Annotated in this window: 20 protein-coding genes, 1 tRNA gene and 1 pseudogene; 7 read left to right on the forward strand and 15 right to left on the reverse strand. The window is 71.8% G+C overall.

Features of this window, described 5'->3' with window-relative positions; translation table 11 throughout:
* Positions 1 to 393: 393 nt before the first annotated feature.
* Positions 394 to 897, reverse strand: a complete 504-nt coding sequence (locus K6U06_RS19450) for a hypothetical protein (RefSeq protein ID WP_262323635.1) — start codon at positions 895 to 897, stop codon at positions 394 to 396.
* Positions 898 to 1,487: 590 nt separating this feature from the next.
* Between K6U06_RS19450 and K6U06_RS19455 the strand changes: the two genes are divergently transcribed.
* Complete coding sequence (locus K6U06_RS19455) at positions 1,488 to 2,042, forward strand: hypothetical protein (protein ID WP_262323636.1); 555 nt, start codon at positions 1,488 to 1,490, stop codon at positions 2,040 to 2,042.
* Between the two features lie 404 nt (positions 2,043 to 2,446).
* Positions 2,447 to 2,902 (forward strand): helix-turn-helix domain-containing protein, encoded by a 456-nt coding sequence (locus K6U06_RS19460; protein ID WP_262323637.1) that lies wholly within the window; start codon positions 2,447 to 2,449, stop codon positions 2,900 to 2,902.
* A 417-nt stretch (positions 2,903 to 3,319) separates the two neighbouring features.
* On the opposite strand, the gene K6U06_RS19465 is transcribed toward K6U06_RS19460, so the two are convergent.
* Positions 3,320 to 3,445 carry a hypothetical protein gene (locus K6U06_RS19465; RefSeq protein ID WP_262323638.1) on the reverse strand — a complete coding sequence of 42 codons (126 nt, stop codon included), beginning with the start codon at positions 3,443 to 3,445 and terminating at the stop codon, positions 3,320 to 3,322.
* 46 nt (positions 3,446 to 3,491) lie between these two features.
* On the opposite strand from K6U06_RS19465, the pseudogene K6U06_RS24835 reads away from it, so the two are divergent.
* A pseudogene (locus tag K6U06_RS24835) lies at positions 3,492 to 3,896 on the forward strand (tyrosine-type recombinase/integrase); the annotation flags it as partial.
* Between the two features lie 240 nt (positions 3,897 to 4,136).
* Here the strand turns inward: K6U06_RS24835 and K6U06_RS19470 are convergent.
* The 5 genes from K6U06_RS19470 to K6U06_RS19490 form a co-directional block, all read right to left on the reverse strand.
* Positions 4,137 to 4,207: transfer RNA gene (locus tag K6U06_RS19470), tRNA-Gly, on the reverse strand.
* A 144-nt stretch (positions 4,208 to 4,351) separates the two neighbouring features.
* Complete coding sequence (locus K6U06_RS19475; RefSeq protein WP_262323639.1) at positions 4,352 to 5,557, reverse strand: DUF2399 domain-containing protein; 1,206 nt, start codon at positions 5,555 to 5,557, stop codon at positions 4,352 to 4,354.
* Positions 5,558 to 5,577: 20 nt separating this feature from the next.
* Positions 5,578 to 6,687: a TIGR02678 family protein gene (locus tag K6U06_RS19480; RefSeq protein WP_262323640.1), complete on the reverse strand. Its 1,110-nt coding sequence runs from the start codon at positions 6,685 to 6,687 to the stop codon at positions 5,578 to 5,580.
* Positions 6,684 to 8,285: a TIGR02677 family protein gene (locus K6U06_RS19485; protein ID WP_262323641.1), complete on the reverse strand. Its 1,602-nt coding sequence runs from the start codon at positions 8,283 to 8,285 to the stop codon at positions 6,684 to 6,686. The genes K6U06_RS19480 and K6U06_RS19485 overlap by 4 nt, the downstream gene beginning before the upstream one ends.
* Positions 8,279 to 12,370 (reverse strand): TIGR02680 family protein, encoded by a 4,092-nt coding sequence (locus tag K6U06_RS19490; protein ID WP_262323642.1) that lies wholly within the window; start codon positions 12,368 to 12,370, stop codon positions 8,279 to 8,281. The genes K6U06_RS19485 and K6U06_RS19490 overlap by 7 nt, the downstream gene beginning before the upstream one ends.
* 85 nt (positions 12,371 to 12,455) lie before the next feature.
* Between K6U06_RS19490 and K6U06_RS19495 the strand changes: the two genes are divergently transcribed.
* Positions 12,456 to 12,914 carry a pyridoxamine 5'-phosphate oxidase family protein gene (locus tag K6U06_RS19495; protein WP_262323643.1) on the forward strand — a complete coding sequence of 153 codons (459 nt, stop codon included), beginning with the start codon at positions 12,456 to 12,458 and terminating at the stop codon, positions 12,912 to 12,914.
* 44 nt (positions 12,915 to 12,958) lie between these two features.
* Here K6U06_RS19495 and K6U06_RS19500 read toward each other — a convergent pair whose 3' ends face one another.
* Positions 12,959 to 14,047, reverse strand: coding sequence for an alpha/beta hydrolase (locus tag K6U06_RS19500; RefSeq protein ID WP_262323644.1), 1,089 nt, complete (start codon positions 14,045 to 14,047; stop codon positions 12,959 to 12,961).
* 151 nt (positions 14,048 to 14,198) lie between these two features.
* On the opposite strand from K6U06_RS19500, the gene K6U06_RS19505 reads away from it, so the two are divergent.
* Positions 14,199 to 14,699 carry a DinB family protein gene (locus tag K6U06_RS19505; RefSeq protein ID WP_262323645.1) on the forward strand — a complete coding sequence of 167 codons (501 nt, stop codon included), beginning with the start codon at positions 14,199 to 14,201 and terminating at the stop codon, positions 14,697 to 14,699.
* Between the two features lie 45 nt (positions 14,700 to 14,744).
* Here the strand turns inward: K6U06_RS19505 and K6U06_RS19510 are convergent, their stop codons facing one another.
* The 7 genes from K6U06_RS19510 to K6U06_RS19540 form a co-directional block, all read right to left on the reverse strand.
* Positions 14,745 to 15,143 carry a PPOX class F420-dependent oxidoreductase gene (locus K6U06_RS19510; protein WP_262323646.1) on the reverse strand — a complete coding sequence of 133 codons (399 nt, stop codon included), beginning with the start codon at positions 15,141 to 15,143 and terminating at the stop codon, positions 14,745 to 14,747.
* Positions 15,140 to 16,393 (reverse strand): vWA domain-containing protein, encoded by a 1,254-nt coding sequence (locus tag K6U06_RS19515; RefSeq protein ID WP_262323647.1) that lies wholly within the window; start codon positions 16,391 to 16,393, stop codon positions 15,140 to 15,142. The genes K6U06_RS19510 and K6U06_RS19515 overlap by 4 nt, the downstream gene beginning before the upstream one ends.
* Positions 16,390 to 17,262, reverse strand: coding sequence for an AAA family ATPase (locus tag K6U06_RS19520; protein WP_410051104.1), 873 nt, complete (start codon positions 17,260 to 17,262; stop codon positions 16,390 to 16,392). Before K6U06_RS19520 ends, K6U06_RS19515 begins: the two co-directional genes overlap by 4 nt.
* A gap of 119 nt (positions 17,263 to 17,381) precedes the next feature.
* Positions 17,382 to 18,287, reverse strand: coding sequence for an XdhC family protein (locus tag K6U06_RS19525; protein WP_262323649.1), 906 nt, complete (start codon positions 18,285 to 18,287; stop codon positions 17,382 to 17,384).
* An 8-nt stretch (positions 18,288 to 18,295) separates the two neighbouring features.
* Positions 18,296 to 20,719 carry an aerobic carbon-monoxide dehydrogenase large subunit gene (locus K6U06_RS19530; protein WP_262323650.1) on the reverse strand — a complete coding sequence of 808 codons (2,424 nt, stop codon included), beginning with the start codon at positions 20,717 to 20,719 and terminating at the stop codon, positions 18,296 to 18,298.
* The gene (locus tag K6U06_RS19535) at positions 20,716 to 21,210 is read right to left on the reverse strand and encodes a (2Fe-2S)-binding protein (protein WP_262323651.1); all 495 of its coding nucleotides are present in this window, start codon (positions 21,208 to 21,210) and stop codon (positions 20,716 to 20,718) included. Before K6U06_RS19535 ends, K6U06_RS19530 begins: the two co-directional genes overlap by 4 nt.
* Positions 21,210 to 22,085 (reverse strand): FAD binding domain-containing protein, encoded by an 876-nt coding sequence (locus K6U06_RS19540; protein ID WP_262323753.1) that lies wholly within the window; start codon positions 22,083 to 22,085, stop codon positions 21,210 to 21,212. The genes K6U06_RS19535 and K6U06_RS19540 overlap by 1 nt, the downstream gene beginning before the upstream one ends.
* A 129-nt stretch (positions 22,086 to 22,214) precedes the next feature.
* Between K6U06_RS19540 and K6U06_RS19545 the strand changes: the two genes are divergently transcribed.
* Together K6U06_RS19545 and K6U06_RS19550 are read left to right on the forward strand one after the other, a co-directional pair.
* Positions 22,215 to 23,180, forward strand: coding sequence for a LysR family transcriptional regulator (locus K6U06_RS19545; RefSeq protein ID WP_262323652.1), 966 nt, complete (start codon positions 22,215 to 22,217; stop codon positions 23,178 to 23,180).
* 128 nt (positions 23,181 to 23,308) lie between these two features.
* Positions 23,309 to 24,625 carry a sensor domain-containing diguanylate cyclase gene (locus tag K6U06_RS19550; RefSeq protein ID WP_262323653.1) on the forward strand — a complete coding sequence of 439 codons (1,317 nt, stop codon included), beginning with the start codon at positions 23,309 to 23,311 and terminating at the stop codon, positions 24,623 to 24,625.
* Position 24,626 lies beyond the last annotated feature (1 nt).

Here is a 24,626-nt window from a genome sequence, read left to right on the forward strand (position 1 = left end):
GCCACCGCCGCCTCCAACACGGCGAGGCGATCGGCGGCGTCCACCCCACCAGCCTGCCCGGCGTCGCGCGCTCCGTGGTGGACCCTCACTCACCGCGCGACCAACACCTCGCTAAACAAGTACGCTCGGCCTTCGTATCCGACGCGAATCTGCTCATCCAGACGCCGAGCCAACCGCGCTCCCGCAGGCCTTCCTCACCCAGCAGTGCCATGAGCGTCCGAGGGTAGCGGCGGCACTTGCTTCGAAGTCGCCCGGCAACGTACTCAAAGAGCTCCGTGTAGGCGTTGCGCGCTTCCTCCGCCTGCCCATAGTGCGGCTGGAAGCCCCTATGTACCGTGCCGTTTCGGACCTGGTAGAGCTTCTCCCAGTACCTGCCGAGCGGCGTGGACGGCACTATAGCGTCCCACTGACCCCCAAGTTTGTTCTTCCATAATGTCTTGACCAGCGGCGCAAAGGCGGGTTCGTTAGCGAGTTCCTCGTCGATTTCTCGCTTTGTGCGCCCTCGTCGACCAAGAGCATGCGATAGGTGTCAAAGAGGAGGGCCTCTGCAGCCGTTTGTAGTCCCACGATTGCACTCGGGGCGTCACCCGTCCGCTGCAGAGTGTCATCAACTCGGCCCAGCCAGAGCAATGCACGAATGAAGGGCGCGTCGTTCTGCACTCGCCTCAGACCATCCTTGAACTGCGCTTCGGTGAATGGAGCCTTGCTCAGCATCTTCTGCCTCAAATGGAAATCCGGAAACATCATCATGTCGGTGACATGATGCCACTTGCGATCGTGGAGAGTGATCGCCCCGATTACGATGCCGGGCTTAAAGTCCTGAGCGACGACCGTACGCAGACGGAAGTCCTGCGTCGCGACCATCACGGCCTGAAGGAAAAGACTGAAGAAGCTCAAACAACGGTGAAACGTATAACCTTTTGTCTGCAGGACCCTCGCCTTGGGCAATGGCCCCCTGCGTCTCTAGCGTGACCCACTGCTCATATTCGGCGAGTTTGTTCTCGGCGAAGCGCTCCGCGGGCCCCTCCGAAGCGTCGTGGTTATAATATCGCTTAAGAGTGGGGGCCGCCCCAAGAGGCCGCATTGGGATGCCAGCGGTCCTATTGGTGAAGACTCGAATATTGATTGTGGGGTGAGGGCCGAAGACCTTGGTTGCCGCTGGGTCAACGAACGCATGGGGGAAGGTGACGGTGTGCCCGAGGTGGTCCGGTATGCCGAGCAGGAAGGGAATGCGACCAGTGAATGTTGCGACATACGGGCCGCTGATGCCATCGAACGGGTCGTCGGTCTCGATCTCGGGGGGATCTAGCTCCACAGGCTGCCACGCTAGAGGCCTTCCCGATCGCCCGCGATGTCGCAGACACACACCAATCCCCACGGCCTAGTCCAAGGCCTGCCTTCGAACTGGACGATCCGCCCGACGGTTCGTCCGCTAAGCGGAGGGAATCGCTGGTCACCTGCCTGTCGGTCGGCTTGACTTCCTGGCCGTGGACGACGACTACCGAGACCGGCTCGCCGGCAAGCTAGCCCCAGAGACCGTCCGCCGTTCCCTCGTGCAGGCCGGTGCCATCCTCACCGGCTATGAGCTGGTCAGATCGTCGATCATGGACGGCGTACGCGGCTTCTTCACCCTCGGGCTACGCCCCGCCCCCGACTCTGGGTACGAGACCCATGTCCTCGCCCTCGCCCCCGGTAAACCGTTCCAGGCGTCAGTGGCCTGGCTTGTCAGTATGGACGCATTGCACCCGGAGCATGTCCAGGCCTTGGAGAAAATCCGGGCGCACCGCCATAAGATCGCACACGAGCTGGCCAACCTCCTAGTCAACCTCGACGCCGAAGTCGACACGTGCGTCCTTTCAGACCTCCGCGATGTCATGGCTGCCCTGGACCGGTTCTGGATCGGCATCGACGTGCAGACCAACCCGGACTTCGATGGCGTCGACGTCGAACTCGACGGAGCGCAGACCGGCGCCGGGATCCTGTTCGACTACCTCCTCGGTCTCGCTGACACCGAGAGCACCGACGACCCTCTCAGCGGCTAGATGCGTTCGGGCCGCCCCCAGCGGATCCCGTCGAGGGGCCAGCCATGTCGAGCGTGCGCGCCGAATCCTTGACAAGGTCCCGGTGGGGGCGCCGGCGCGCAGAACGACGCCGCTGGAGGGCCGGAAGTGGCCATCAGCGGACGACCGAACCGGCGATCTGTTGTGGTTCGGAGCTCTCGAACAGCCTGCCCGCCAGGGATAGTTGCGGAGGATGGTGTGGCTGACGGTCGGGAACGAACGGCCACCAAGGATCCTGGTGTGAGCCCCAGCGTGCTGAGCGCCGCCGGTCGTCCTGTTGGGGCTCGAGCTACGTCCCGTGGCTGGGAGAAGGCGGCGGATGTTGCATATCGCCAGTTCGTTTCCCCATATGCCCTCGTCCACCAGTTGAGACGGAGGCAAGACCCATGATGTCCACCCGCATCGTTGTCGTTCACGGCCCGGTCACCCCGGAGCTGGCGCTCACACTGGAGAGTGCCGGGCTCACGGTGGTGGCGGCCGGTGCGGACACGACCATCTACGGCAGCCCGCAGGAGCCGCCCACGACACCAGCCCCATCCGAGGCGCCCGCGGTTGCACCGGCGCTGCTCACCGTCCCCGAGGCCGCCGCCCGGTTGGGTGTCGGCCGCTCGAGCGTCTACCGGCTGATCGACAGTGGCGAGCTCGAGGTGGTACACGTCGGCCGGTCGGTCCGGGTCCCCGCAGGAGCGATCGACGACCTGGTGGAACGGCTCCGGCGCCGCCCCGGCCGTCGGGCCGGCGACCGGGGCGGTGCCGGTCGCGACGCGGTCGTAGGATCGGGCAGCGAGGAGCCGTCATCGCCGGTCGCTCCTCCGGCGCTCCAGCTCTCCGAGCACGTCTGACAGGCGGACGCAGCACATGGCTCACGTTCAGAAACGGTTGACCCCCAGCGGCGAGGCCCGCTACGACGTCCGCTGGCGGGTGGGAGGAGCGCAGCGCAAGCGCAGCTTCCTTCGTGCTCGGGACGCCGACGCGTTCCGACGTCGGATCGAGGCCGAAGAGGACGCCGGCCCGCTGCTCGACCCGCAGCGGGGCAACATCACCATCGTCGAGTACGCCCCCGCCTGGCTGGCCATGCGACGCAAGCCCGACGGCCAGCCGCTGGCGCCCAGGACCGTCGAGTTCTACCGGGACATGATGAACCGCCACATCCTGCCGAGGCTCGGGACCCGCACGCTGTCGTCGCTGCGGATCGAGGACGTGCGCCGCTGGCATGCAGCGGTCACCGACCAGGCCGGCGCCATCACCGCGGCCAAGGCCTACCGGCTGCTGCGGGTGATCCTCAACACCGCGGTGGAGGACGAGCGCATCGCTTCCAACCCGTGCAAGATCCGCGGGGCCGGCGTGGAGCGCAGCCCGGAACGGCCCTTCGTCGACGCCGACATCGTGCTGCGCCTCGCCGGGGCGATCGAGGAGCGCTACAGCGCCCTCGTGCTGCTCTCCGGGTTCGGTGGTCTCCGCCTCGGCGAGCTTCTCGGCCTCCAGCGCTGCGACATCGACATCGAACACCACCAGGTCCGGGTGGTCCGCCAAACCGTGGAACTCAAGAAAGGGGCGCGGGTCACCACCGCACCCAAGACCGACGCCGGCCGGCGGATCGTCCACCTCCCGACCATGGTCACCGCCGCCCTGGTCGAGCACCTCTCCCGCTACGTTGACGCCGACGCCACCGCCCCGGTATTCACCGGACCCCTGTCGGAAGGACTCCGCCGGGCCACCCTCTACAAGGCCTGGCACCTCGCCCGGGCCGAGGTCGGCGTCCCGGACCTCCACCTCCACGACCTGCGCCACGCCGCCGGCACCCTCGCCGCCCAGCAAGGCGCCAGCGTCCGGGAACTGATGGCCCGGCTCGGCCACGCATCCCCGGCCGCAGCGCAGCGCTATCAGCACGCCGCAGTGCGTCGAGATGCCGTGATTGCCGCCGCACTCGACGAAGTTCTATTGGCCGCAACTCGCCTAGAAGGCGGACCGGACCTCCCGCTGCTGCGCCATCTGTGCGCCATCGACGTCCGAGAAATACCCCTACCCGCACCCGGTATCAATCCAGAAACCACCCTTGACCAGGAGGTTTCCGAGAGCGAGCGACGGGAATCGAACCCGCGTTCTCAGCTTGGGAAGCTGATGTTCTGCCTCTGAACTACGCTCGCAGCAGGTCGACAGACTAGCCGAGGTGCCGCCGCTGCGCAGGTAGGTGGGCCGTGACCGTCCCGGCAGCGGTGATCCCGCCGGCGCCGGTGGACCCGTGAACCGCTCGATCGCCGGCGACCGCCCGGGCGCCGGCGCGTTGCGTTTCAGCCCTCGCGGACCGGCGAGCCAGTTTCGCCGAGGAGCTGGTCGAGCAGCCGCTCCTCGTGCACGACCTTCCGCTCCCGGTCGAAGGTCTCCTGCAAAGCCGCGTCCCACGGGGTGGGTGGAGCCCGGTGGGTGTCAGTAGGGAGGTCGGCGACGCCGGACGCCGCGTCGAGCGCGGCCAGGTAGTCGATGGCGTCCATCCGCCACGGAACCAGCCCCATCCGGTGCATCCGGGCGCAGATCCGCAGCCCCGATGCGTCGAAGTCGCCGTGATAGCGGAGGCGGGCCCCGGCAGCGAGCAGCTGCTCGAGCAAGACGACAGCGGTGGTTGAAGGGTTGCCGTTCAGCGCCACGACCGGGTGTGGCGTGCCGCGCTGCGCCGCGGCCTCGACCACGCGGGGGTTCTCCACCACGAGGACGTCGGTGCCAGCTGCGAGGGCCACCGGGTGCGACCGGAGCGCCATCTGCGTCAGGTGGAGCGGGATTCGCAGTTCGAGCGCGGTGGCCACCAAGGGCGCCAACGGCGACTCGGTGCTCAGGCGCAGCCCGAAGGTGAGGACCGGGGCCGAGACGAGGTCCAGCTCGACACCCGCCGCCTCCCACGCCCGCCGGCCGATCTGGTCGTGGCGGACCTCGAGGGCCTTGGTGACCGCAGCCTCCTCCCGGGTGCCCCAGTCCAGGGCGTGGGCGGACGCGAGGACCGTGGCGGCCAGGTCGACCCGGCTGCGGGCGTCACCCAGCTCGACAGCCGAGAGCACGGCCCGGACCCTCCTGATGAACCCGACGGCCTGCTCCGTGTCGAGGCCGGCGAGGGTGCCGGCGCGCACCACCGAATCGATCCACTCGCCAGCCCACGGCTCGGGCCACCCGGCCACTTCGTAGCGGGCGGCGCTGCGGGCCTCGGCCATCCGCCGGCGGGCCTCCCGCCTGCGGGCCGGCTCTTTCGACACCGCGCACCCCACCCCGGCGAGGACGGCCTCGAGGTCGTCGCCGGCGCCCAAGGCCCGCAGTCTGGCCTCCAGTAGCGCCAGGTCGACGGTGGCGCCGACCTCGGCGCCAGTCAGGCCCTTCAGCAGGAACCGTCCCTGGGAGGTGAGGGCCGGCACCCGAAGCCGACCCCGGTGGTCCAACCCGGTCCGCTCGAGACGATCCTTCACAGCGCGCCAGAACCCTGCCAGCGCCGGGTCGGCCAACGACCCCTCCACTGGCGCTCGGGATCCGCCGGTCACAGCAGCGTGTCCTGCGCCGCCGCCGGTGCGAAGCGGGCGGCGGCCGGCAGGAGGCGCACGCCAGGCGGGTTGTCCCGGTGCTCGGCGAGGCGCATGCCGACCAGCAGATCGACGGCCCGACGTGCCAAGCGGTCCGGGGCACCCACCAGGTCCTTGGCCCAGTGCCGGGCGTGGGTGCCGGCCAGACGCCCGATCACCGCGTCGATCTCTGCCGGATCCCACCACCCCCCGGCTCGGGCGCGCATGACCGCAATGAGCAGCAGCGCTGCGTGCCCTTCGGTGCCGCCGGCCGGGAACCGCGTGTCGGCCAGGTCGCCGCTCGGGTCGATGGCGGCGACCCCCTCGGCCCGAGCTTCGAGCAAGAGCCCGAACGTCTCCTCCAGGTAGCGGGCCTCGTCGCCGAGGCGGCGGCGCAGCTCGCTCCACTCGGCCTCGGTGAGGTCGTCGCGGTAGAGGACCGGTTCTTCTACCAACCGTGCCCGCAACCACTGCCTGGTGGCACCACGCCGGTCGGCGGCGGCCAGCAGCGACGCCGCGTCGGGAGCGGAGAGGGCTGGCAGGGCCAGCGAAGCGATCCGGTCCGGGCGCAGGCGCAAAACGGCGTCCGCTCCTTCGTCCCTGGCGTAGGCGTCGACGTGGTCGTGCAGCTCCACCGCCAGGCCGTGGTCGATCATCCAGCGCAGCGCGGTGACGAGGGCACGCCGCCCGCTCAGGTCGGAGGGCAGCTCGACGCCGGCGTCCACCGCGGAGGAGCGGATGGCGTCGACCAGGTCCCGCAGGCTGATGACCGCCGGGCCGGCGACGGTGGTGGCCAGCACCAGGACCAGCACCGCCAGCTCCAGCTGGTAGAGGGCGCGGCCGCTGGCAGTCCGCAACGGCCGGGCACTTGCCACGCCGCTCTTGTACAGACGGGCGGTGTCCGCGTCCACGTCCAGGCGGTAGCCGAGTCTTTGGGTGAAGGCCCGGTCCAGCTCCGCCTCGTGGCGGCGGATGAGGGCAAAGCTGGCCGGGTCGTGTTCTCGGCAGGTGAGTGGGGCGGCTAGCAGCACGCGGGCGGCGCTGCGGCGTTCGGTTGCCGCCTGCGGGTCGCTGTCGGGCCTGTTCATGGCACCGGCACCGGCACCGGCACGCGCCGCTCCAGAGCGACGTCGAGATCGAGGAGGGTGAGTGTCCCCTCCGGCGAGGTGAGGCGGGTCGTGGCACCGGCGCGCCGCTGCAGCGTGCAGGCCAGCGACCCCTCCTCGATCGTGGCGCCGGCCGCGCCGCGGGGCATCCGGGTGAGCGCGCTGCCCACCAGGTGCTGCAGTCGGTTGAGGGCGGCGGTGCTGATCCGGCAGCCGTCGAGGGGGCGCGCAGCGAGGAGCTCGAGGTCGAGGCGCAACCCGGCCTCGCGCTCCTTTCTCCTCCGCTGCTCCACCTCGCGGCGGGCGCCGGAGCGGTCGGGTAGCGGCGTCGGCGCGCCGCGCGCCGCGGTGTCGCCCCGTTCCCGGAGCGACACCGCCACTTCGGCCTCGGGCGCGTCCCACCATGAGGTGCTCGACGCCACCGGGTCCGCGGCGTCGGACGCCGTCACCCCGAGATGGTTGGCGGCGTAAAGACCGAACCCGGCGTTGATGAGGCGGTTGACGTCCTCCGACGAGCCCGCCTCCGACACCATCCGGGCCAGGCGTAACAGGTCAGCGCGCCGAGATGACGCGCCCGACCCGACCCGCGACAGGCGGGTGAGGTTCATGGTCAGCGTGCGCACTGCGGCCACCGCGTCGGAGCGCAGCCGGTCGATGCGGGCCGGTCGGAGGCGTTCACCCACGAACCAGCCGGCGAGGTGCTGCCAATCCTCGGCCCGGGTCCCGGGGCGCTGCGCGACGTTCACCGCACCGGTCATGCCGGCCGCCTCCACCCGCCCGGCGAGGCCCCGGTTGACGCGCTCCAAGATGGCGGGCAGCGCCGGTTGGACGGCCGCGATCGCCGCCGCGACCGGACGGGTGATCCGCTCGATCTCCTCGAGCCGCTCGGTCACGTAGTCGACGAGCACCCTGGCGAAGAACCCGAGCTCCTCGGGGCTCAAGTCGTAGCGGGTCTGCCACTGGTTGATCGCGGCGAAGAACTGCGTGATCTCAGAAGTGAAGGCCTCATGGGGGTCGAACACGGCCCCGACCAGGTCAGCCAGGCGCTGGGCGTCGGCGGTCGAGGCGTCGACGGCGTGCAGGGCCCGCAGAGCGTCGAGAAGCTGGCGCAAGCGTCCGGTCGAGACGTCTCGGACCACGTCGACGCGGCCGAGCACCCCTTCGACGACCTCGTGGACCTCCTGGCCGGCGGAGGTGATCAGGTAGCGGTTCCGGCGCCGGTAGTAGTCGGCGAGACTGCTCGGAGTGCCTGTCGCCGACGACACCGTCAGGTTGCCCCACCGTCGGAGGCTCTCGAGGCGTTCGGCGGCGGTCCCGGTGTCGATCTCCTCGCCGGCTGAAGCCAGGACCGCGGCCACCTCTTCGGGACTGAACTCCGAGAAGAACGTCCCGGCGAACACGGCCATGATCCGGCGGTAGTCGCGCCACTCGTCGGCGGTGACGTAGCGGAACAGACGCCGGCCGGCGTCGGGATCGGGTCCAGCCGGACCCCCTATGCCCTCACCCTCACCCTCACCCTCACCCTCACCCTCACCCTCGGCCCCTCCGTCGGCGCCGGGCGGCCGGTGGCCGCTCAACACGGGGTCAGTCCGGCGTTGCGCTCCCAGCGGGAGTGCTCGAGGACGATGACGCCGAGCCCCGCGTCGCGGATGACCTCGGTGATGGCCAGTTCGGGGATCGTGGCGTGGGTCCCCCACAGCCGTTCACTGGTAGCGATGAAGTCCAAGTCGAGCTCCACGAGCAGGCCGAACAGCTTGGGATGATTGTCCTCGGACACCTTGGCGAACGCGTCGTCCAGGAGCAGGAAGCGGGGCGCCTCGGGGGCCACCTCGGCGAGCGAGTCGCACGACGCGGCCACCGCCGCGAACAGCGGCAGATAGCAGACGATCTTCTTCTCCCCCTCCGACAGCGCGCTGCGCCGGGTGAGCCGCTCCACGGGGCGTCCTGGCCGGCGGAGCATGACGGTGATGTCGAACCAGTTGCGGTAGTCGAGGACGTCGCCGACCAGGTCACGGTAGGGGGCCTCGGGCCGGTCCCGGCGGGCGGCGTCTAGGCGGGCGGACAAGGCGGCGCGCAGCCGCTGGTCCTCGCCGGCGGTTCGCAGATCCGGCGGTCTCGACAGGAGGTCGATGGTGGTCGTCAGTTCGCCGTCGAGGTCGTCCTTGCGGCGCCAGCGCAGCGACACGCCGATGCCGTGCGCGGTCGTGATGGCGTCCAGGCGGGCGTTCATCCGGGCCACCAGGTCCCCGGCGGCGTGGAGCTTCTCGGCCACCTCCCGGGCGACGAGACCCTGCAGGAGGTTGCGGAGGGCGGCGTCCTGCTCGCTGGAGAGGAGGCTGGTGAGGTCACCCAGTTGGGTGGTCACCACCCGGGCGGCCTGCACGAGGGGCAGCTGGGCGGCGGGCCCGGTGACGTCGATGGTCAGGGGGAGCCGCTCGTCGGGTTGGCGATCCTCGGCGTCCCATCCGGCGCTGAGGGCGTCACGTCGCTGCCGCAGCGACTGGCGAACGCTGTCGGCGGTCACACCCGGCCGCCGCGGCGCCGGGACGGCGCCCTCGATCCGCTGCACCAGAGTGCGCAACCCCACCGGGGTCTCCTCCACCGGTTGGCGAAGGACCTCGGGCTCGTCGGTGGCCGCGTCGAGCACACCGGGGACGGCCAGCGCCGCCCGAACACCTGGCAGGGCGGCGGCGCAGGCGTGGCTGGCCGAATCTGCCGCCCGGCGGCGCTCGTCGGCCCGGGCGACCGCCGCGGCGTGGCGCGCCGCGGCATCGGTGACAGCCTGACGGGCCGCCTCCAAGTCCGTCGCGACCGCCAAGGCGTCGGCCCGGCAGGATTGCAACGCTTGCAGGACCTCGGCGTAGGCCGTCCCGATGCTGTCCTCCAGCGTTGCCAGGCGGGCCGCCATCGGGTCGAGCTGACCCCGGCTCGCGGCGAGGTGAGCGGCCGCCTCCCGTTGCGCTGCCGACGCCGCCCGGACCCGCTCGCCGGCCCGGGCGGCGTCGGCCTCCGCTCGGACCCACACGGTCAGGCGGGCGTCGACGTCACCGCAGAGCCCCTCCACCCCCTGCAGGTCGGCGGCTACCTGCCGGAGGCCCTCCTCAGCCGGAGGGAGGCCCAGGTTGGCTGCCACCCGGCGGGCCTTGTCGACGGCCTCGGCGTGCAGGCTGTCGGCCAGCTGCAGGGCCTGGTTGCGCGCCTCGAGCATCCCTCTCGCAGCCTGGGCTGCGGCCTCGGCGATCTCCACGGCGACGACGGCCCGCGCGACGTCGTCGCCGGCGGGGATGCGGGCCCGCAAGGCGATGGCGTCCTCGAGGGCGCGACGGCTTACGGTCAGCGCGGCGTCGGTCGCCTCGAGCGCCTGGCGGGCGGCGGCGACCACCGAGCGCGCCTCGGCCCGCTGCCGCTCGAGCGCCGCCCGTCTGGCGCTGCTGCCGATGTGCTCGGCGCGTTCCTTGCGGTGACGCCCCTGCAGGCGACCCACCCTGAACCGCCCGTCGACGGTGACGACGGTGTCCGCGCCCCCGCCGACCGGGTCAGCGCCGTCGCCTCCGTCGCTGCCTTCACCGGCGTTGAGCCTGCCGTCGAGAAGGTTGCCGTCGCCCGAGATGCTCTCGAGGAGGCGGCGTACCGCTTCGCCGTCGGGGCTGCCGTCCAGCTCGGCGTCGACCGCCAGCCACTGCGAAAGGGGGTGGGCGACGGCCGGACCGGCCGTGACCAGGAGGCTCCCGTCCGCGCTCTGGAGGTGACCGCCAGCAGCCAACTCGGCGCCGAGCAGCCCGGCGGCCTCCATGGCCGCCTCCAGCCCGGCGCGTCGCTCGGCGTCGACGCCGTCCCGGAAGTCAATGGCCTCGGCCAGGACGGTGCCACGATCGGCACGCTGCCAGTCCTGCCCGGGCGGCGTCGGGAGCGTCGCGGCCTCCAGGGCAGCGAGGCGGGACTCGGCCTGCGACACCTCGTCGGCCGCGGCGGAGCGAGCGGCGTCGAGACCGGCGATGCCTCGCCGGTGATGGTCGATGGTCCCGGCGATGGCGTCGCCGAGAGCAGCGAGGACCGGGCCACGACCGCCGGCCAACTCATGCGGCAAGCCGGGGATGCCGCCCGGGCCGCCCGGAGGGGCCGCGTCGCCTGGGTCCAGGCCGACCTCATGGCGGTGCCGGTCGTGGTCGGCGGCCCATGCGATCAGGGCGTATCGCCACTCTCCGGTGGCGGCAGCCAGCCGGACGCGGGCCTCGGTGTGAGCGTCGCGCCTGGCGGCGTCGTCGCTGCGGGCGGCCTCCAGGTCGGACGCGGCGCGCTGCACCTGCCGCTCGACGCCGTCCACCCGGCCGAGTTCGGTGCGCACCTCGTCGAGATCACCCCTGCGGTGGTTGACCGCGGCGCGCAGGTGCGCAAGCCCGTTGCGGACCACCGCGCTGGCACGGGCGGGCGCGTCGTCGGGGCCGGGCACGTCGGCGGGGCCGGCGGCGGCCGGGATGTCTGGAACGTCGGCGGACAGGCCGGCGTGGACCACCGCCGCCGACAGCTCGCCCATCCGGCCGAGCAGCTCGCGGTGGTCCTCGGTGGCCCGGCGCCGGCCGCGGTCCAGCTCGGCAGCGGCCGCGTCCGACACGGCGCGGCGATCCTGGTGCTGGGCGGCGGCGCGCTCCACCGCCGCCTGGAGCGTGGCCACGTGTGCCCGCAGGTCCTCCAGCGCTCGGCCTTCGGCGTACGCGGGCGACGCCTCCAGCGCCTCGATCTCCGTTCGAACGCGGCGCTCCCCTGCGACCAGCTCCTCCACCCGCTGGCGTCCGGCGGTCTCCTCCCCCGCCGCGGCCGCGGCCTCGGCGTCAGCCCGGGTCGACTCCCGCTTGGCCCGCGCTTCCGCGGCCGCCAGCTCGGCAGCTTCTGCGGCGCGCCTGCGCAGATCACCCCGGATGTACTCGGTGTACATCTCGAGCAACGAGTCGAGGGCGGCTGCGGTGCGGGTCAGCTCGGCGACGTTGCGCCGGTGCTCCTCGAGCTCGTCGAGCGGTTGCGCGGCATCCTGGAGGGCCTGCTCCGACAGTGGGGGTAGGGCGTCGTGGAGGTGGCCGGGCAGCTCGACGTCGATCCGGTCGCCGACCCGGGGGCTGCGCACGATGTGCAGGAGCCGGATGTGCTGCTCCAGGTCGGCGCCGCCGTAAAGCCGGTTTCGCAGCTCGCTGCGGTAGAGGCTGCGTTGGTCGTGGCGGTATACCGGGTCGGCCCCGAGCTCGGCGCGCAGGCTCTCCATGCTCAGCGGGGTGCGGCCCTCGACCAGGTGCAGGTCAACGCCGGGGCGGCGCGAGGTGACAAACCACCACGTCGTGACCGTGTCACTGGCGCGGTTGGCTTTGATCCCGCAGCCGAAGCTCAGGTGCTCGCCGTCCTTGTCGACCTCCAGCCACAAGTAGCCGATGGGCTGCGCGTCCTCACGGCCGGCCAGCATCCAGGACTTGAGGACCGCGGTCTGCTCGCCGGCGGCGTCGATGCGCCTGGTGTCGCCGTCGAGGAGGAACGGCAGCAGCATGTTCATCGCCGTCGACTTCCCCGACCCGTTGACTCCCCGGAGGAGGAGACGCCCGCCGGCGAAGTGCAGGATCTCGTCGTCGTACTGGTAGACGTTGAGGATCCCGCCCCGGTTGAGCATCCAGCGCCCTGCCATGTCCCGAGCCTAGAGACCGGCGCCGGGCACCAGCACGCTCTGCCGTCCCCTTGCGCGCCGGTGCCGGACCGGTAACCGTGGAACGATGGCCTCCTGGCTCGAGATCGAAGACGATGTCCCCGAGTTCGCGGCCCGGATCCGGGCCCGCTTCGACGCCGGCACCAACAAGACCATCGCCACCCTCCGGCGGGACGGTTCGCCCCGCATCAGCGCCACCGAGTTGGAGTTCCGCGACGGCGAGGCCACGCTCGGCATGAGTGGCGGGTCGGTGAAGCTGCTCGACGTGCGGCGCGACCCGCGGGTCGCCATCCACTGCCCGACCCTCGAGCCTCCCGGCGAGCCCGGCACCTGGGAGGGCGACGCCAAGCTGGCTGGTCGTCTGGTCGAGACGAGCCCGCCGAGCGAGAACCCCTATCCGGGGGCCGGCTACTTCCGTCTCGACATCACCGAGGCCACCTTGACCTACGTCGGCGCGCCCGCCGACCATCTGGTCATCGAGTCGTGGGACGAGGAGGCCGGGTGGCGCACGCGAACCCGGCGGTAGAGGCCGCCGGCCATCCCGCCGGATGGGCGTGAACGCCCGGCGGTTCAGAGGCTGTCGGCGAAGCCCTTGACGTCCCGGACGCTGGCGGCGTGGGTCTCGGGGAGGGCCTTGGCGAAGATCAGGTCCCCGGCGTGGCAGGTGCCGTTGACGGTCCGGGCGGTGACCGCCACCCCGGCCGCGGCCAGCCGGCGGTAATAGGCCAGGCCCTCGTCGCGCAGCGGGTCGAGCTCGTTGACCGAGATCACGTGCGGCGGCATGCCCCGAAGGTCGTCCAAGCTCGCGGCGTAGGGCCAGCACTCCGGGTCGTTGGCATGGACCCCGTCGGGGTCGTAGGCCCGGGCCATGAGGGCCATGATCCCGCAGCCGATGAAGTAGCCGTCGTTCTCCCGCAGCGACGGCAGCTCGGCGGGCGGGGCCGCCCACATCCCCGAAATGTACGGGCACTGGGCGTACACGCCGTCGATGGCGTCGAGCCATCCCTCCCGTCGAGCCCGGTGGGTGACCGCCAGGGTCAGGTTCCCGCCGCCGGACTCCCCCGCCACCAGCAGCTTGCCGATGCCCAGCTCGTCGCGGTGGGCGTGGACCCAGCGAACGCCGGCGGCGCAGTCGTCGAGGCCGGCGGGGAACGGGTGGGGACCGAGCTTGCCACCGGCGTTGCGGAACTCCACCCCGACCACCACCATCCCGGTCGCCGCCAGCTCGTCGCGCAGGCGGGTGTAGGTGGCGTCGGCCGCGGTCAGGATGGTCATGCCGCCGCCGTGGAGGTGCACCACGCCGGGAATCCGGCGGCCGCCGGCGGCGGGGCGGTGGATGAAGAGGGTGATCTCCTGGCCGCCGGTGCCGGCGATGACCCGCGTCTCGCTGGTAACGCCCTCAGCCGGCGGCAGACCTTCGAGGAGCGCGGCGAACGCCGCGTCGTTGCCGTCCTCGGCCATGAACGTCAGCTGCAGGATCTGCTCCAAGGGCGCGTCGGGACCGAAGGGCAGCGGCGGCGCCAGCCGGTCGATGCCGAGCGGCCTCATCGCCGCCACCATCCTGGGGTCGGCCCGGGGGTCGGTGCCGAGCGACATGGCTGGGTCACCGAGGCGGCCGGGCGGCACGATCCGGCCGGCGGGCGCGGGCTGCTCCGACATGGTTCCTCCTCAACCGGCCACAGGCGCGACCATGGTTGTAGGGCTACCGCCCTGGTGTGTGTTCGTCAAGCATCCTCGGCACCTCGCGCCGGGCGCGTCTGCCGGTGACGCCAGCGGCCGTAAAGGCCCGTGGTCCCTGCCACACTGCAGCATGCGCTCCGACCCGAACCCGCAGGGCGGGGAGCTCGAGCTCCTCACCGCCTACCTCGAATATCAGCGGGCCACGGTCCTCGCCAAGGCCGCTGTCGGGGACCTCACCGGCCAGCAGCCGCCTTCCACCCTCACGCTGGCCGGGCTGCTGCACCACCTGGCGCTGGTGGAGGAGAGCTGGATGGAGGTGCGCTTCGCCGGCGTGGCGGAACGCCAGCCGTGGGCCGGGGTCGACTTCGACGCCGACCCGGAATGGGAGTTTCACACCGCCGCCGGCATGGACCCCGAGGAGCTGCGGGAGCGTTACCGCCAGGCGTGCCGGCACAGCGACGAGGTCATCGCCCGGGCGGCGGGTCCCGAGCAGCTGTCGGTGCAGCCGCTGCGCGACGGGCGGCGGTTCTCGTTGCGGTGGGTGCTCCTGCACCTCATCGAGGAGACCGCCCGCCACGCCGGCCACGCCGATCTGCTGCGGGAGGCCACCGACGGGTCGACCGGCGAGTAGCCGCCGGGGTTATCGGCCTCGTCCGGGTTTTGCTGCCGGGGTGGCTCAGCCGGCGCTCATGTCGACGGCGTTGACCCGCACCGGGTCGAGGGTGACCACGACCCGGGACGTCCCCGGCCGGTCGTAGGCGCGGACGTCGGCCGAGTACTTCTCGCCGACCTTGCTGGCGAACGCGTAGTCGGTGTCCGCTTCGATGCGGGCGTCGCCGCGTACCTCGAGGTAACGGAACGGGTTGGCCAGGTCGAGGATGAAGACCGTCATCGCCGGGTTGGCGTGGAGGTTCTTGGTCTTCTGGCGGTCCTCGTTGAGCGAGATCCGGATGGTGTCGCCCTCGGCGAGGAACCACACGGCGGACAGTTGAGGCCGCCCGTCGGTGCCGACGGTGGCCAGGGTGGCGACCATCGACTGCAGGAGGTCCTGGTGGGATTCGGGTATCGAGGTCATGGCCGGACCCTACCCTCGACGGTCTCCGAAGAAGCGATGGCGTCGAGCACCTCGTCGAACGCGACGAGGGAGTGCCCGCTCACGAACACGTCGACGTGGGGCAGGGCCGCGACCATGCCACCGGTGAGCGGCGCGTAGCCAGGTGCGGCCTTGCGGGGGTTGACCCAGATCACCCGGTGGGCCAGGCGGCGCAGCCTTGTCATCTCCTCCTGCAGGACCCTCGGGTCGCCGGTGTCCCACCCGTCGGAGAGCACCACGATCACCGCCCCCCGGGCCATGCCCCGCCGGCCGTAGTTGTCGTTGAACGCCTTGACCGCATCGCCGATTCGGGTCCCCCCGGACCAGTCCGGGGCGGCCCGCCCGGCCCGCTCGAGGGCGGTCGCCGGCAGGGCGCCGCGCAGGCTCCTGGTCAGCCGGGTCAGGCGAGTGGCGAACACGAACGCCTCGGCCCGGGCGCCGTCCACCCCGCCCATCAGCAGCTGGAGGTAGGCCCGGGCGTAGGGCTCCATGGACCCGGAGATGTCGCAGAGCAGCACCAGGCGGCGGGGGCGGTTCCGGCGCCGCCGGCGGACCGCCACCAGCGGTTCGCCGCCGGTGCGCCGGGAGCGACGCAGCGTGGCTCGCAGGTCGAGCCGGCGCCCGTTGGCGGAGCGGTAGTAGCGGCGGCTGGACCGGGGCGCGGCGACCCATCCCATCCGCCCGGCCAGGGCCCGCAAGCGGGCCAGCTCGTCGGGGGTCAGGGACGCAAAGTCCTTGCTGCGCAAGCGTTCCTCGCCGCTCAGCACCGCAGTGACGGTCTCTTGTTCCTCCAACGGGTCTTCGCGGCCGGGGGCGCCGTCCAAGTCGCCGAGCAGCGACGGGCGCGGCGCGGGGGCGTCGACGCTGCGGGCCCGGCTGCCCGGCTCGCGGGGGCGGGTCTCCCCGGGCGTGCCGGTCGGGGCGGGCGGGGCATCTCCCCGGTAGTCGGCAGGGTCGACCAGTCCGCCGAAGACCTGGGCGAACACCCGGTCGAAGACCGCCAGGTGGGCCTGCTCGCCCACCAGCGTGACCCGCGCCGTCCAGTACAGCTCGGAGGTGGTGGCCGGTTCGGCGAGGGTCATGGCGGCCGCCAGCCGGCCGGAGCGCTCCGGTGTGACCGGCACGCCGGCTGCGTGCAGGAGCCATCCCAGGCGGGCCGCGACCTCTGCCAGGTCCGGGCCCAGGTCCTGGCCCTGACTCTGGTTCGGGGCGGGGGTGGGGGCGGGGGTCACCGGGGCCCGGCCAGCCAGGTCATCCCCTTCTCCTCGATCGCCTCGATGTCCTCCCGGTATTTGAGAACCGACCCGAGGGTCGCCGCCGCCGCGGTCTCGTCGAGGGCCCGGGCACCGAGCAGGTCGAGGGCCAGTACCCAGTTGATCGCCTCGGCCACGCCGGGCGGCTTTTGCACGTCGAGGGTCCGAAGCCGGCGCACCGCGGCGGCCACCTGGTGGGCCAGCGGCTCGGCCGCGCCCGGCACCCGCCGGCGGATGATCGCGGTGGTCCGCTCCAGGTCCGGGTAGTCGATCCAGTGGTACAGGCAGCGGCGCTTGAGGGCGTCGTGGAGGTCCCGGGTCCGGTTGGAGGTCAGCACCACTATCGGGGGGTGCGCGGCGCGGAGGGTCCCCAGCTCGGGGATGGTGACGCTTCCCTCCGCCAGCAGCTCGAAGAGGAACGCTTCGAACTCGTCGTCGGCCCGGTCGATCTCGTCGATGAGCAGCACCGCCGGGCGGGGTCCGGGGTGGTCCACGGCGCGCAGGAGCGGCCGGCCGATCAGGTAGTCCCTCGTGAACAGGTCGGTCTCGGCCAGGCGGGAGCCGGCCGCCTCGGCGGCCCGGATGGCCAGCAGCTGGCGGGGGAAGTTCCACTCGTAGAGCGCCTCGGCGGCGTCGATCCCCTCGTAGCACTGGAGCCGGATGAGCGGGGTGTCGACGACGCCGGCCAGCGCCTTGGCCGCCTCGGTCTTGCCGACGCCGGCCTCCCCCTCCAGCAGCAGCGGCTGGGGCAGCCGGGCCGCGCAGAACAAGGCGGTGGCCAGCCCGTCGTCGGCCAGGTAGCCGGCGTCGTCCAGGGCGGCGCGCAGGGCGATCGGGGAGCCGACCAACGCGGATAAGGAGTCGGGCCCGGCGCCCGGCGCGCCCGCCTGGACGGAGGGCGGGTCGGAGCCAACCGGCGGGTCGGAGCCAACCGGCAGGTCGGGGCGGACCGACGGGTCGGTTGCGCTCACCGCCCGGCGGGGGCCGGCCAGGCGTCGGGGTCGGCCAGGAACGCCTTCTGGCAGCCCGTCCCGCAGAACCACACCGTCCGCATAGCGCCCTCCGCGGTTGGCACCTCGCTGTGGAGGCTGGAACCGGCGGCCACCACGGTCATCCCGCACACCGGGTCGATCTCGGTGGCGACCGCCGGCATCGGCGGCCCCGGCCGGGGCTGGCGGGGCCGGGAGGCGACGATCTCGGCCAGGATCGACAGGGCCACCTCCTCCGCGGTCCCGGCGCCGATGTTGAGCCCTGCGGGGGTGCGGACCGCGGCCCGCATCTCGTCGGGGACCGGGAGGCCGGCGACGACCGCCGGGCCCCGGGTCCGGCTGGCGACCAGGCCGACGTAGGGCACTTTGGCCTCGAGGGCGGCGACCAGCGCCTCCTCCTCGTCCCGGCCGTGGGAGGCCACGACCAGCGCGGCGGCGTCGGGCTCGATCCGACCGTCGTAGCGGCCGACGGCGTAGCCGAGCGGCCGGCCGAGGGCGAACAGGGCCCGAGCGGTCGGGGCGTCTCCCACCACGTGGACCAGCGGCGGCGGGACCAGCGGCTCGAGGAACACCTCGATGGTGCCGCCCGACAGGCACGGGTTGTGCACCACCCGCTTGCCGGGCTGGTCCGGCTCGGGCTGGGGGGTGATCCGCAGCAGGACCGTCTCGCCGGAGGGCAGCACGTCGAGGGACTGCTGGCGGACGGTGGCCTCCGCGCAGCTCCCCCCGACGAAACCCTCCATGGCCCCGTCGGCGAGGACGATGGCCTCGTCGCCGGGCTTGGCCGACGTCGGCGCCTCGGCCCACACCACCCGGGCGTGCACGAACGGCACCCGGGAGGCCCGCAGCTGAGCGGAGCGGCCGGAGAGGTCCTGACGGATCATGACCGCTCCTACTCGATGGCCAGGTCGGGCCGCAGGTTGCGGCCCTGCAACGCCCGCCAGGTCATCGCCGGGGTGAACGGCATGTCGGCCTGGCGGACCTGGATGGCGTCGAGGACCGCGTTGACCACCGCCGGCGGGGAGCCGACGGTGGCCGACTCGCCGACCCCCTTGACGCCGATCGGGTGGTGCGGCGACGGGGTGACGGTCTCGCCCAACTCCCAGCTGGGGCACTCCATCGACGTGGGGAGCAGGTAGTCCATGAACGACCCGCCCAGGTTGTTGCCGTCGGAGTCGAAGGCGATGACCTCCATGAGGGCCATGCCCACCCCGTCGGCCAAGCCGCCGTGGACCTGCCCCTCGACGATCATCGGGTTTATCCGAGGACCGCAGTCGTCGACGGCGATGAACCGCCGGACCTTGACCACGCCGGTCTGCGGGTCGACGTCGACCACGCATATGTATGCGCCGAACGGATACGTCAGGTTGGGCGGGTTGTAGACGACCGACGCGTCGAGGTGACCCTCCACGCCTTCGGGCAGCTCGAGGGAGCTGTGGGCGGCCATGGCGATCTCGGCGATGGTCTTGCCCTGAGACGGGTCGCCCTTGACGAACCACCGGCCGTGCTCCCATTCGAGGTCGTCGACGGAGCATTCGAGGGCCGCGGCGGCGATGATCCGGGCCTTGTCCTTTATCCGCTGCGCGGCCACCGCGGCGGCCGCGCCCGACACCGGCGTCGAGCGCGACCCGTAGGTGCCGAGCCCGAAGGGGGTGTTGTCGGTGTCGCCGTGGATGACCTCGATGTCCTCGGGCGGCAGTCCGATCACGTGCGAGACGATCTGGGCGAAGGTCGTCTCGTGCCCCTGCCCCTGGGTCTGCACGCTCAGGCGCAGCTGGGCCTTCCCGGTGGGATGGATCCGCAGCTCGCAACCGTCGGCCATCCCGAGGCCCAGGATGTCCATGTGCTTGCGGGGCCCCGCGCCGACTCCTTCGGTGAAGAAAGAGAGCCCGATGCCCATGAGCGGCGCGGCCGGGTCGGCGTCCGGCCCGGCTGCGGCTGCTCGCCGTTCGGCCTGCTCGCGCCTCAACTCGTCGTACCCGGCGATGCGCATGGCCTCCTTCAAGGCCCGCGGGTAGTCACCGGAGTCGTACTCCCACCCCGTCGGGGAGGTGTAGGGGAACTGCTCCGGTCGCAGCAGGTTCTTCATCCGCAGCTCGGCGGGGTCCATCTTCAGCTCGTCGGCCAGGCAGGTGACCATCCGCTCGACCAGGTAGACGGCTTCGGTGATCCGGAACGAGCAGGCGTAGGCCACGCCGCCGAGCGCCTTGTTGGTGTACACGGCGGTGACCTTGCAGTGCGCCGCGGGGTAGTCGTAGGAGCCGGTGAAGATATGGAAGAAGCCGGCCGGGAACTTGGTGGGCTGCGCCACCCCGTTGAAGGCGCCGTGGTCGGCGAGCACGTCGACGCGCAAGGCAAGGATCTTGCCTTCTCTGGTCGCGGCGATCTCGCCGTGCATGTGGTAGTCCCGGGCGAAGGACGTCGACATGAGGTTCTCGCTGCGGTCCTCGACCCACTTCACCGGTGCGCCGGTGACGATCGAGCCGACGATGGACAGCACGTAGCCGGGGTAGATGCCGACCTTGTTGCCGAACCCGCCGCCGATGTCGGGGGAGATCACCTGGATCTTCTGTTCCGGCAGCCCGGCCACCAGGGCGTAGATGGTCCGGTGGGCGTGCGGGGCCTGGGTCGTGGTCCAGATCGTCAGCTTCCCGGTCACTTTGTCCATGTGGGCGACCGACCCGCAGGTTTCCATCGGCGCGGGATGAACCCGGGGGTAGATCATGTCCTCGGCCACCACCACCTCGGCGTTGGCGAAGACCTCGTCGCAGGCCGCCTGGTCGCCGGCCTCCCAGTCGTAGATCTTGTTGTCGGTGCGTCCCTCCAGGTCGTCGCGGATGATCGGGGCGTCAGGGTCGAGCGCGTGGCGGGCGTCGACGACCGCAGGGAGCGGTTCGTACTCGACTTCGATCAGTTCGAGGGCGTCGCGGGCTGCGTACTCGTCCTCGGCCACGACGTAGGCGACCTCCTGGCCCTGGAAGCGGACCTTGTCGGTGGCCAGCACCGACACGACGTCACCGGAGAGGGTCGGCATCCACGCCAGGTTGAGGGTCTCGAGGGTCTTGCCGGTGATGACCGCCTTGACCTTCGGGTGGGCCTCCGCGGCGCTGGTGTCAATCGACACGATCCGGGCGTGGGCGTAGCTGCTGCGGAGGATGGCGCTGTGGAGCATGCCGTGGAGGTTGACGTCGTCGACGTAGTGGCCCTGGCCGCGGACGAAGCGGGCGTCCTCCTTGCGCAGCATTCGCCCGAAGCCGAGCGGGTTGCCCGCCGCGCTCGTCGAAACGTCGGGGATCGGTGCCTCGGTCGCGGTCATACACCCGCCCCTTCCTGGTCGGCGGCGCGGGCCGCGGCTTCATGGGTGGCCGCCCAGCGCACGGCCCGGATGATGTTCTCGTAGCCGGTGCAGCGGCACAGGTTGCCGGATATGGCCTCCCTGATGGTCGCCTCGTCGGGGTCGGGGTCCCGGTCGAGCAGGGCCCGGGCGGTCATCATCATCCCCGGGGTGCAAAACCCGCATTGCAGGCCGTGCTCCTCGACGAACCCTTGCTGGACCGGATCCAAGTCGGTGCCCTCCAGGCCCTCGACGGTGCGCACTTCGTGCCCGTCGGCCATGCCCGCCAGCGTCGTGCAGCTCTTCACCGGCACGCCGTCGAGCCACACGGTGCACGCCCCGCAGTTTGAGGTGTCGCACCCCCAGTGGGTGCCGGTCAAGCCGAGCTCGTTTCGCAGGTAGTGGACCAGTAGCAGCCGGGCCTCGATGTCGGCGCCGGTCTCCGCGCCGTTGACGGTGACATTGACGTGCATCAGCTGGCTTCTCCTCTGGCACGGGCGATCGATTGGGTCAGCGCCCGTCCGGCGAGCACCTCAACGAGGTGGCGTTTGTAGTCCTCCGGGCCGCGCTGATCCGCCGAGGGATGGCATGACCGGGCGCAGGTGGCGGCCGCCGCAGCTACCGCCTCGGGTGTGGCCGGGCTGCCCCGCAGCTGGTCCTCGGCGGCCACGCACGCGAAGTGCTCGGCGCCGACCGCGGTGATCCCGATGCCGACGTCGCTGATGGTGTCCCCGTCGATCTGGACGAACGCGCCGACCGCGGCGATCGACCAGTCACCGGCGCGCCGCTCGACCTTCTGGTAGGCGCTGCCGGTCCGGGGCCGGATCGGGACCCTCACCTCGAGGAGGATCTCCGCGGGACCGACGGCGGTCTCGTACGGGCCGCGGTGGAAGTCCCGCAGGTCGACCGACCGGGTGCCCGACGCGGCGCGGATCACCGCCCGGCCGCGGAGGGCGGAGAACACCGCGGAGAGGTCCTCGGACGGGTCGGCCTGGCACAACGAGCCGCCGACGGTGCCCCGGTTGCGCACCAACGGGTCGGCGATCACCCGCTCCGCCTCGGCGAAGATCCGGTAGTGCTCCGCCAGGAGCGGCGAGTCGAGCACCGCGGCGTGGCGGGTCATTGCCCCGAGCGCGATCTCGTCGCCGTCGACGCGGATGTAGTCCAAGTCGCTCAGGCCGTTGATGTCGATCAGCGTCTCGGGCCGGGCCAGGCGCAGCTTCATCATCGGCAGCAGGCTGTGCCCGCCGGCCACGAGCCGGGCGTCGGCGCCGTGGCGGGTCAGGAGGGCGATGGCCTCATCGACGCTGGTCGCCCGTTCGTACTCGAACGGCGCCGGTACCTGCATGGCGCGCACCCCCTGGTCTCCCCCGCCGCGGCTGCGGCACCGGCCATCCTGCGCCCGCCTCCGGCCGCCGTCAACGGTGCCCTAAGCAATCACTTATCCTGCCGCTGCCCGTCGTGCTACACCCGTACCGTGACCCTGACGCAGCTAGAGGCGTTCGTCCTGGTCGCCCGGCTGGGATCGGTGAAGGCCGCGGCTCAGGCCCTCGGGGTCAGCGAGCCTGCGGTGTCGGGAGCGCTCGCCGCACTCCGCCAGCAGCTCGGCGACCCGCTCATCACCAAGACCCCGTCGGGGATGTCGCTGAGCGCCGGCGGCGAACGCTTCGTCGGGATCGCCTCGCAGATCGTCGGGTTGGCCGCCGAGGGCGAGTCGGTCATCCGCCAGGCGCAGGGGGCGCCGGCCAGGCTGCGGGTGGCGGCCACCTCCACGGTCGCGGAGTTCGTGGTCCCGCCGCTGCTGGCCGCCTTCGCGGCCCGCACCACCAACATCGAGACCACCCTCGGCGTGTCCGAGTCGGCGGAGATGGCCGCCCTGCTCCACGAGCGGCTGGCCGACGTGTGCTTCGGGCCCCGACTGAGCGGCGAAGCAGCCGCCGGCCTGACCTCCGAGGCGATGATGCGCTACGGGCTGATCGTGGTGGCCTCCCCCGCCCACCACCTGGCCCACGAGGCGGGGATCCGATGGCAGGCCCTGGCCCGGGAGGACTGGCTGGTCGCGCCGGCGGGGATGGATCCCTCCAGCGAGGTCGGGATGCTCATGGCCCACCTGCACGTGCCGGCCGAGCGGGTGCGGGTGTTCCCCAACCAGGCCGCGGCGTGGGCCGCCGCCGAGCAGGGTGCCGGGGTGGCGCCGGCCATCACCCATCTGGTCAGCCGGGACCTGGACCGGGGCGTCTTGTGCCGCCTCGACGTGGCCTCGACGCCGGTGCAGCTCCTCTGGTACGTCAGCACCCTGACCGTCGAGCGCCGCCCGCCGGCGGTCGCCGCGCTGATGCGGTTCCTGGCCACCCCCGAGGCCATGCAGAGCATGCACCGAAGCGACGGTGCGGTCCCTGCCAGCCGGTTCCGCCCGCCGGTGTACGTGACGCTTTGGAGTTAGCGGGTACCCGCACGTGCGGCCCCGCCTCTCCCCGGCGGGCGGGCCGCTAGCACCCTCCCCCGGTTGGCGTCGCGACGCCTCTACATCATGAGCTTTAGGTTTCTGCGCGCTTTGCCGATACTTCGTCTATGACGAGCGGTCTGGCATCCCGAGCCGATCGTGGCCGCGCCCTGCGGCGGGTGACCAGGAAGGGTCAGGCTCAGGCCCGCCACCCGAGCGCCCGGCCGGTCCCCCAGCGGCTGACCTCCGACCTGACGATCGTGCAGCACGACCGCATGTCGGCCTACATCGTCGCCGTCGTCGTCGCGGCGGTCTCGTTCCTAGCCCTGGACACCGGCTTCAGCCTCGGCCAGCCGCTGTTCGGGCGAAGCCCCTACGAGTTCGCCCTGCTCGCCGGCTGCTTGGTCCTGGCTCAGCTGCAGATGAGCTTCCGCCGGGTGGCAGGCCAGCGTGACATCCAGGTCAGCCCGGACGGGACGTTCATGCTGGCGCTTCTCTTGTGCGCCACCCCCCTGGCGGCGGTGGTGGCGTCGGCGGTGATTTTCGGGGGTGGCGACGTCGTGCGCGGCTACGCCCGGCACAAGGCGGTGGTCAACACCGGGCAGCTGGTCGTGTCCCTGTCGCTAGCCAGCGTGGTGCTGCACCTCGCCGGACTCGGTCTGGGCGGCGGCCGGCCCCTCTCCTTTTGGTGGCTGGCGGCTTTCGCGGTCGCCGCGAGCGTGTCGGCGGCGAGCAACTTCCTCCTGACCGCCGTCGCTGTGTCGATCACCGCGCACACCTCGGCTTTGCGGGTGTTCAAGGAAATCGCCGGCGGGCAGCTCCACCACGAGACCCTCCTCGCCAGCCTGGCCCCGATCATCGTCGCGGCCGGCGACCGCAGCCTCTGGCTGATCGGCCTCATGCCCGTCGCCACCTGGGCGGTCGGGCGCAGCTCGTCGCTGGCCCACGCCCAGGGGCACGACGCCACCCACGACCAGCTGACCAAGCTCCCCAACCGCCGGTACTGCGACAACCAGCTCACCTCGGCCGTCGAGGCCCACGAGCGGGTGGCGGTGCTGGTCCTCGACCTGGATGGGTTCAAGGCGATCAACGACCGCTACGGCCACCAGGCCGGCGACCAGGTGCTCATCGAGGTGGCCGCACGGCTGCGCTCGGCGTGCCGGGCCAGCGACACCGTGGCCAGAACCGGCGGAGACGAGTTCACCCTTCTCGCCACCCCCAACGCGACCGTCGAGATGGCCGAGCATCTGGCCCGCCGTTGCCTGGAAGCCCTCGGCGGACTGGCCGTCGGCAACCTGCGGGTCGGTGCCAGCATCGGCATCGCGGTCACCCCCGACCACGCCCGGAGCACCACCGCCTTGCTGCGCTGCGCCGACAAGGCGATGTACGAGGCCAAGCGCGACCGGCGAGGGATCGTCGTCTACCGCAGCCCGACCCGGGTGTGAG

The sequence above is a fragment of the Acidiferrimicrobium sp. IK genome, from assembly GCF_025499425.1.
GTDB lineage: Bacteria > Actinomycetota > Acidimicrobiia > Acidimicrobiales > Palsa-688 > Acidiferrimicrobium.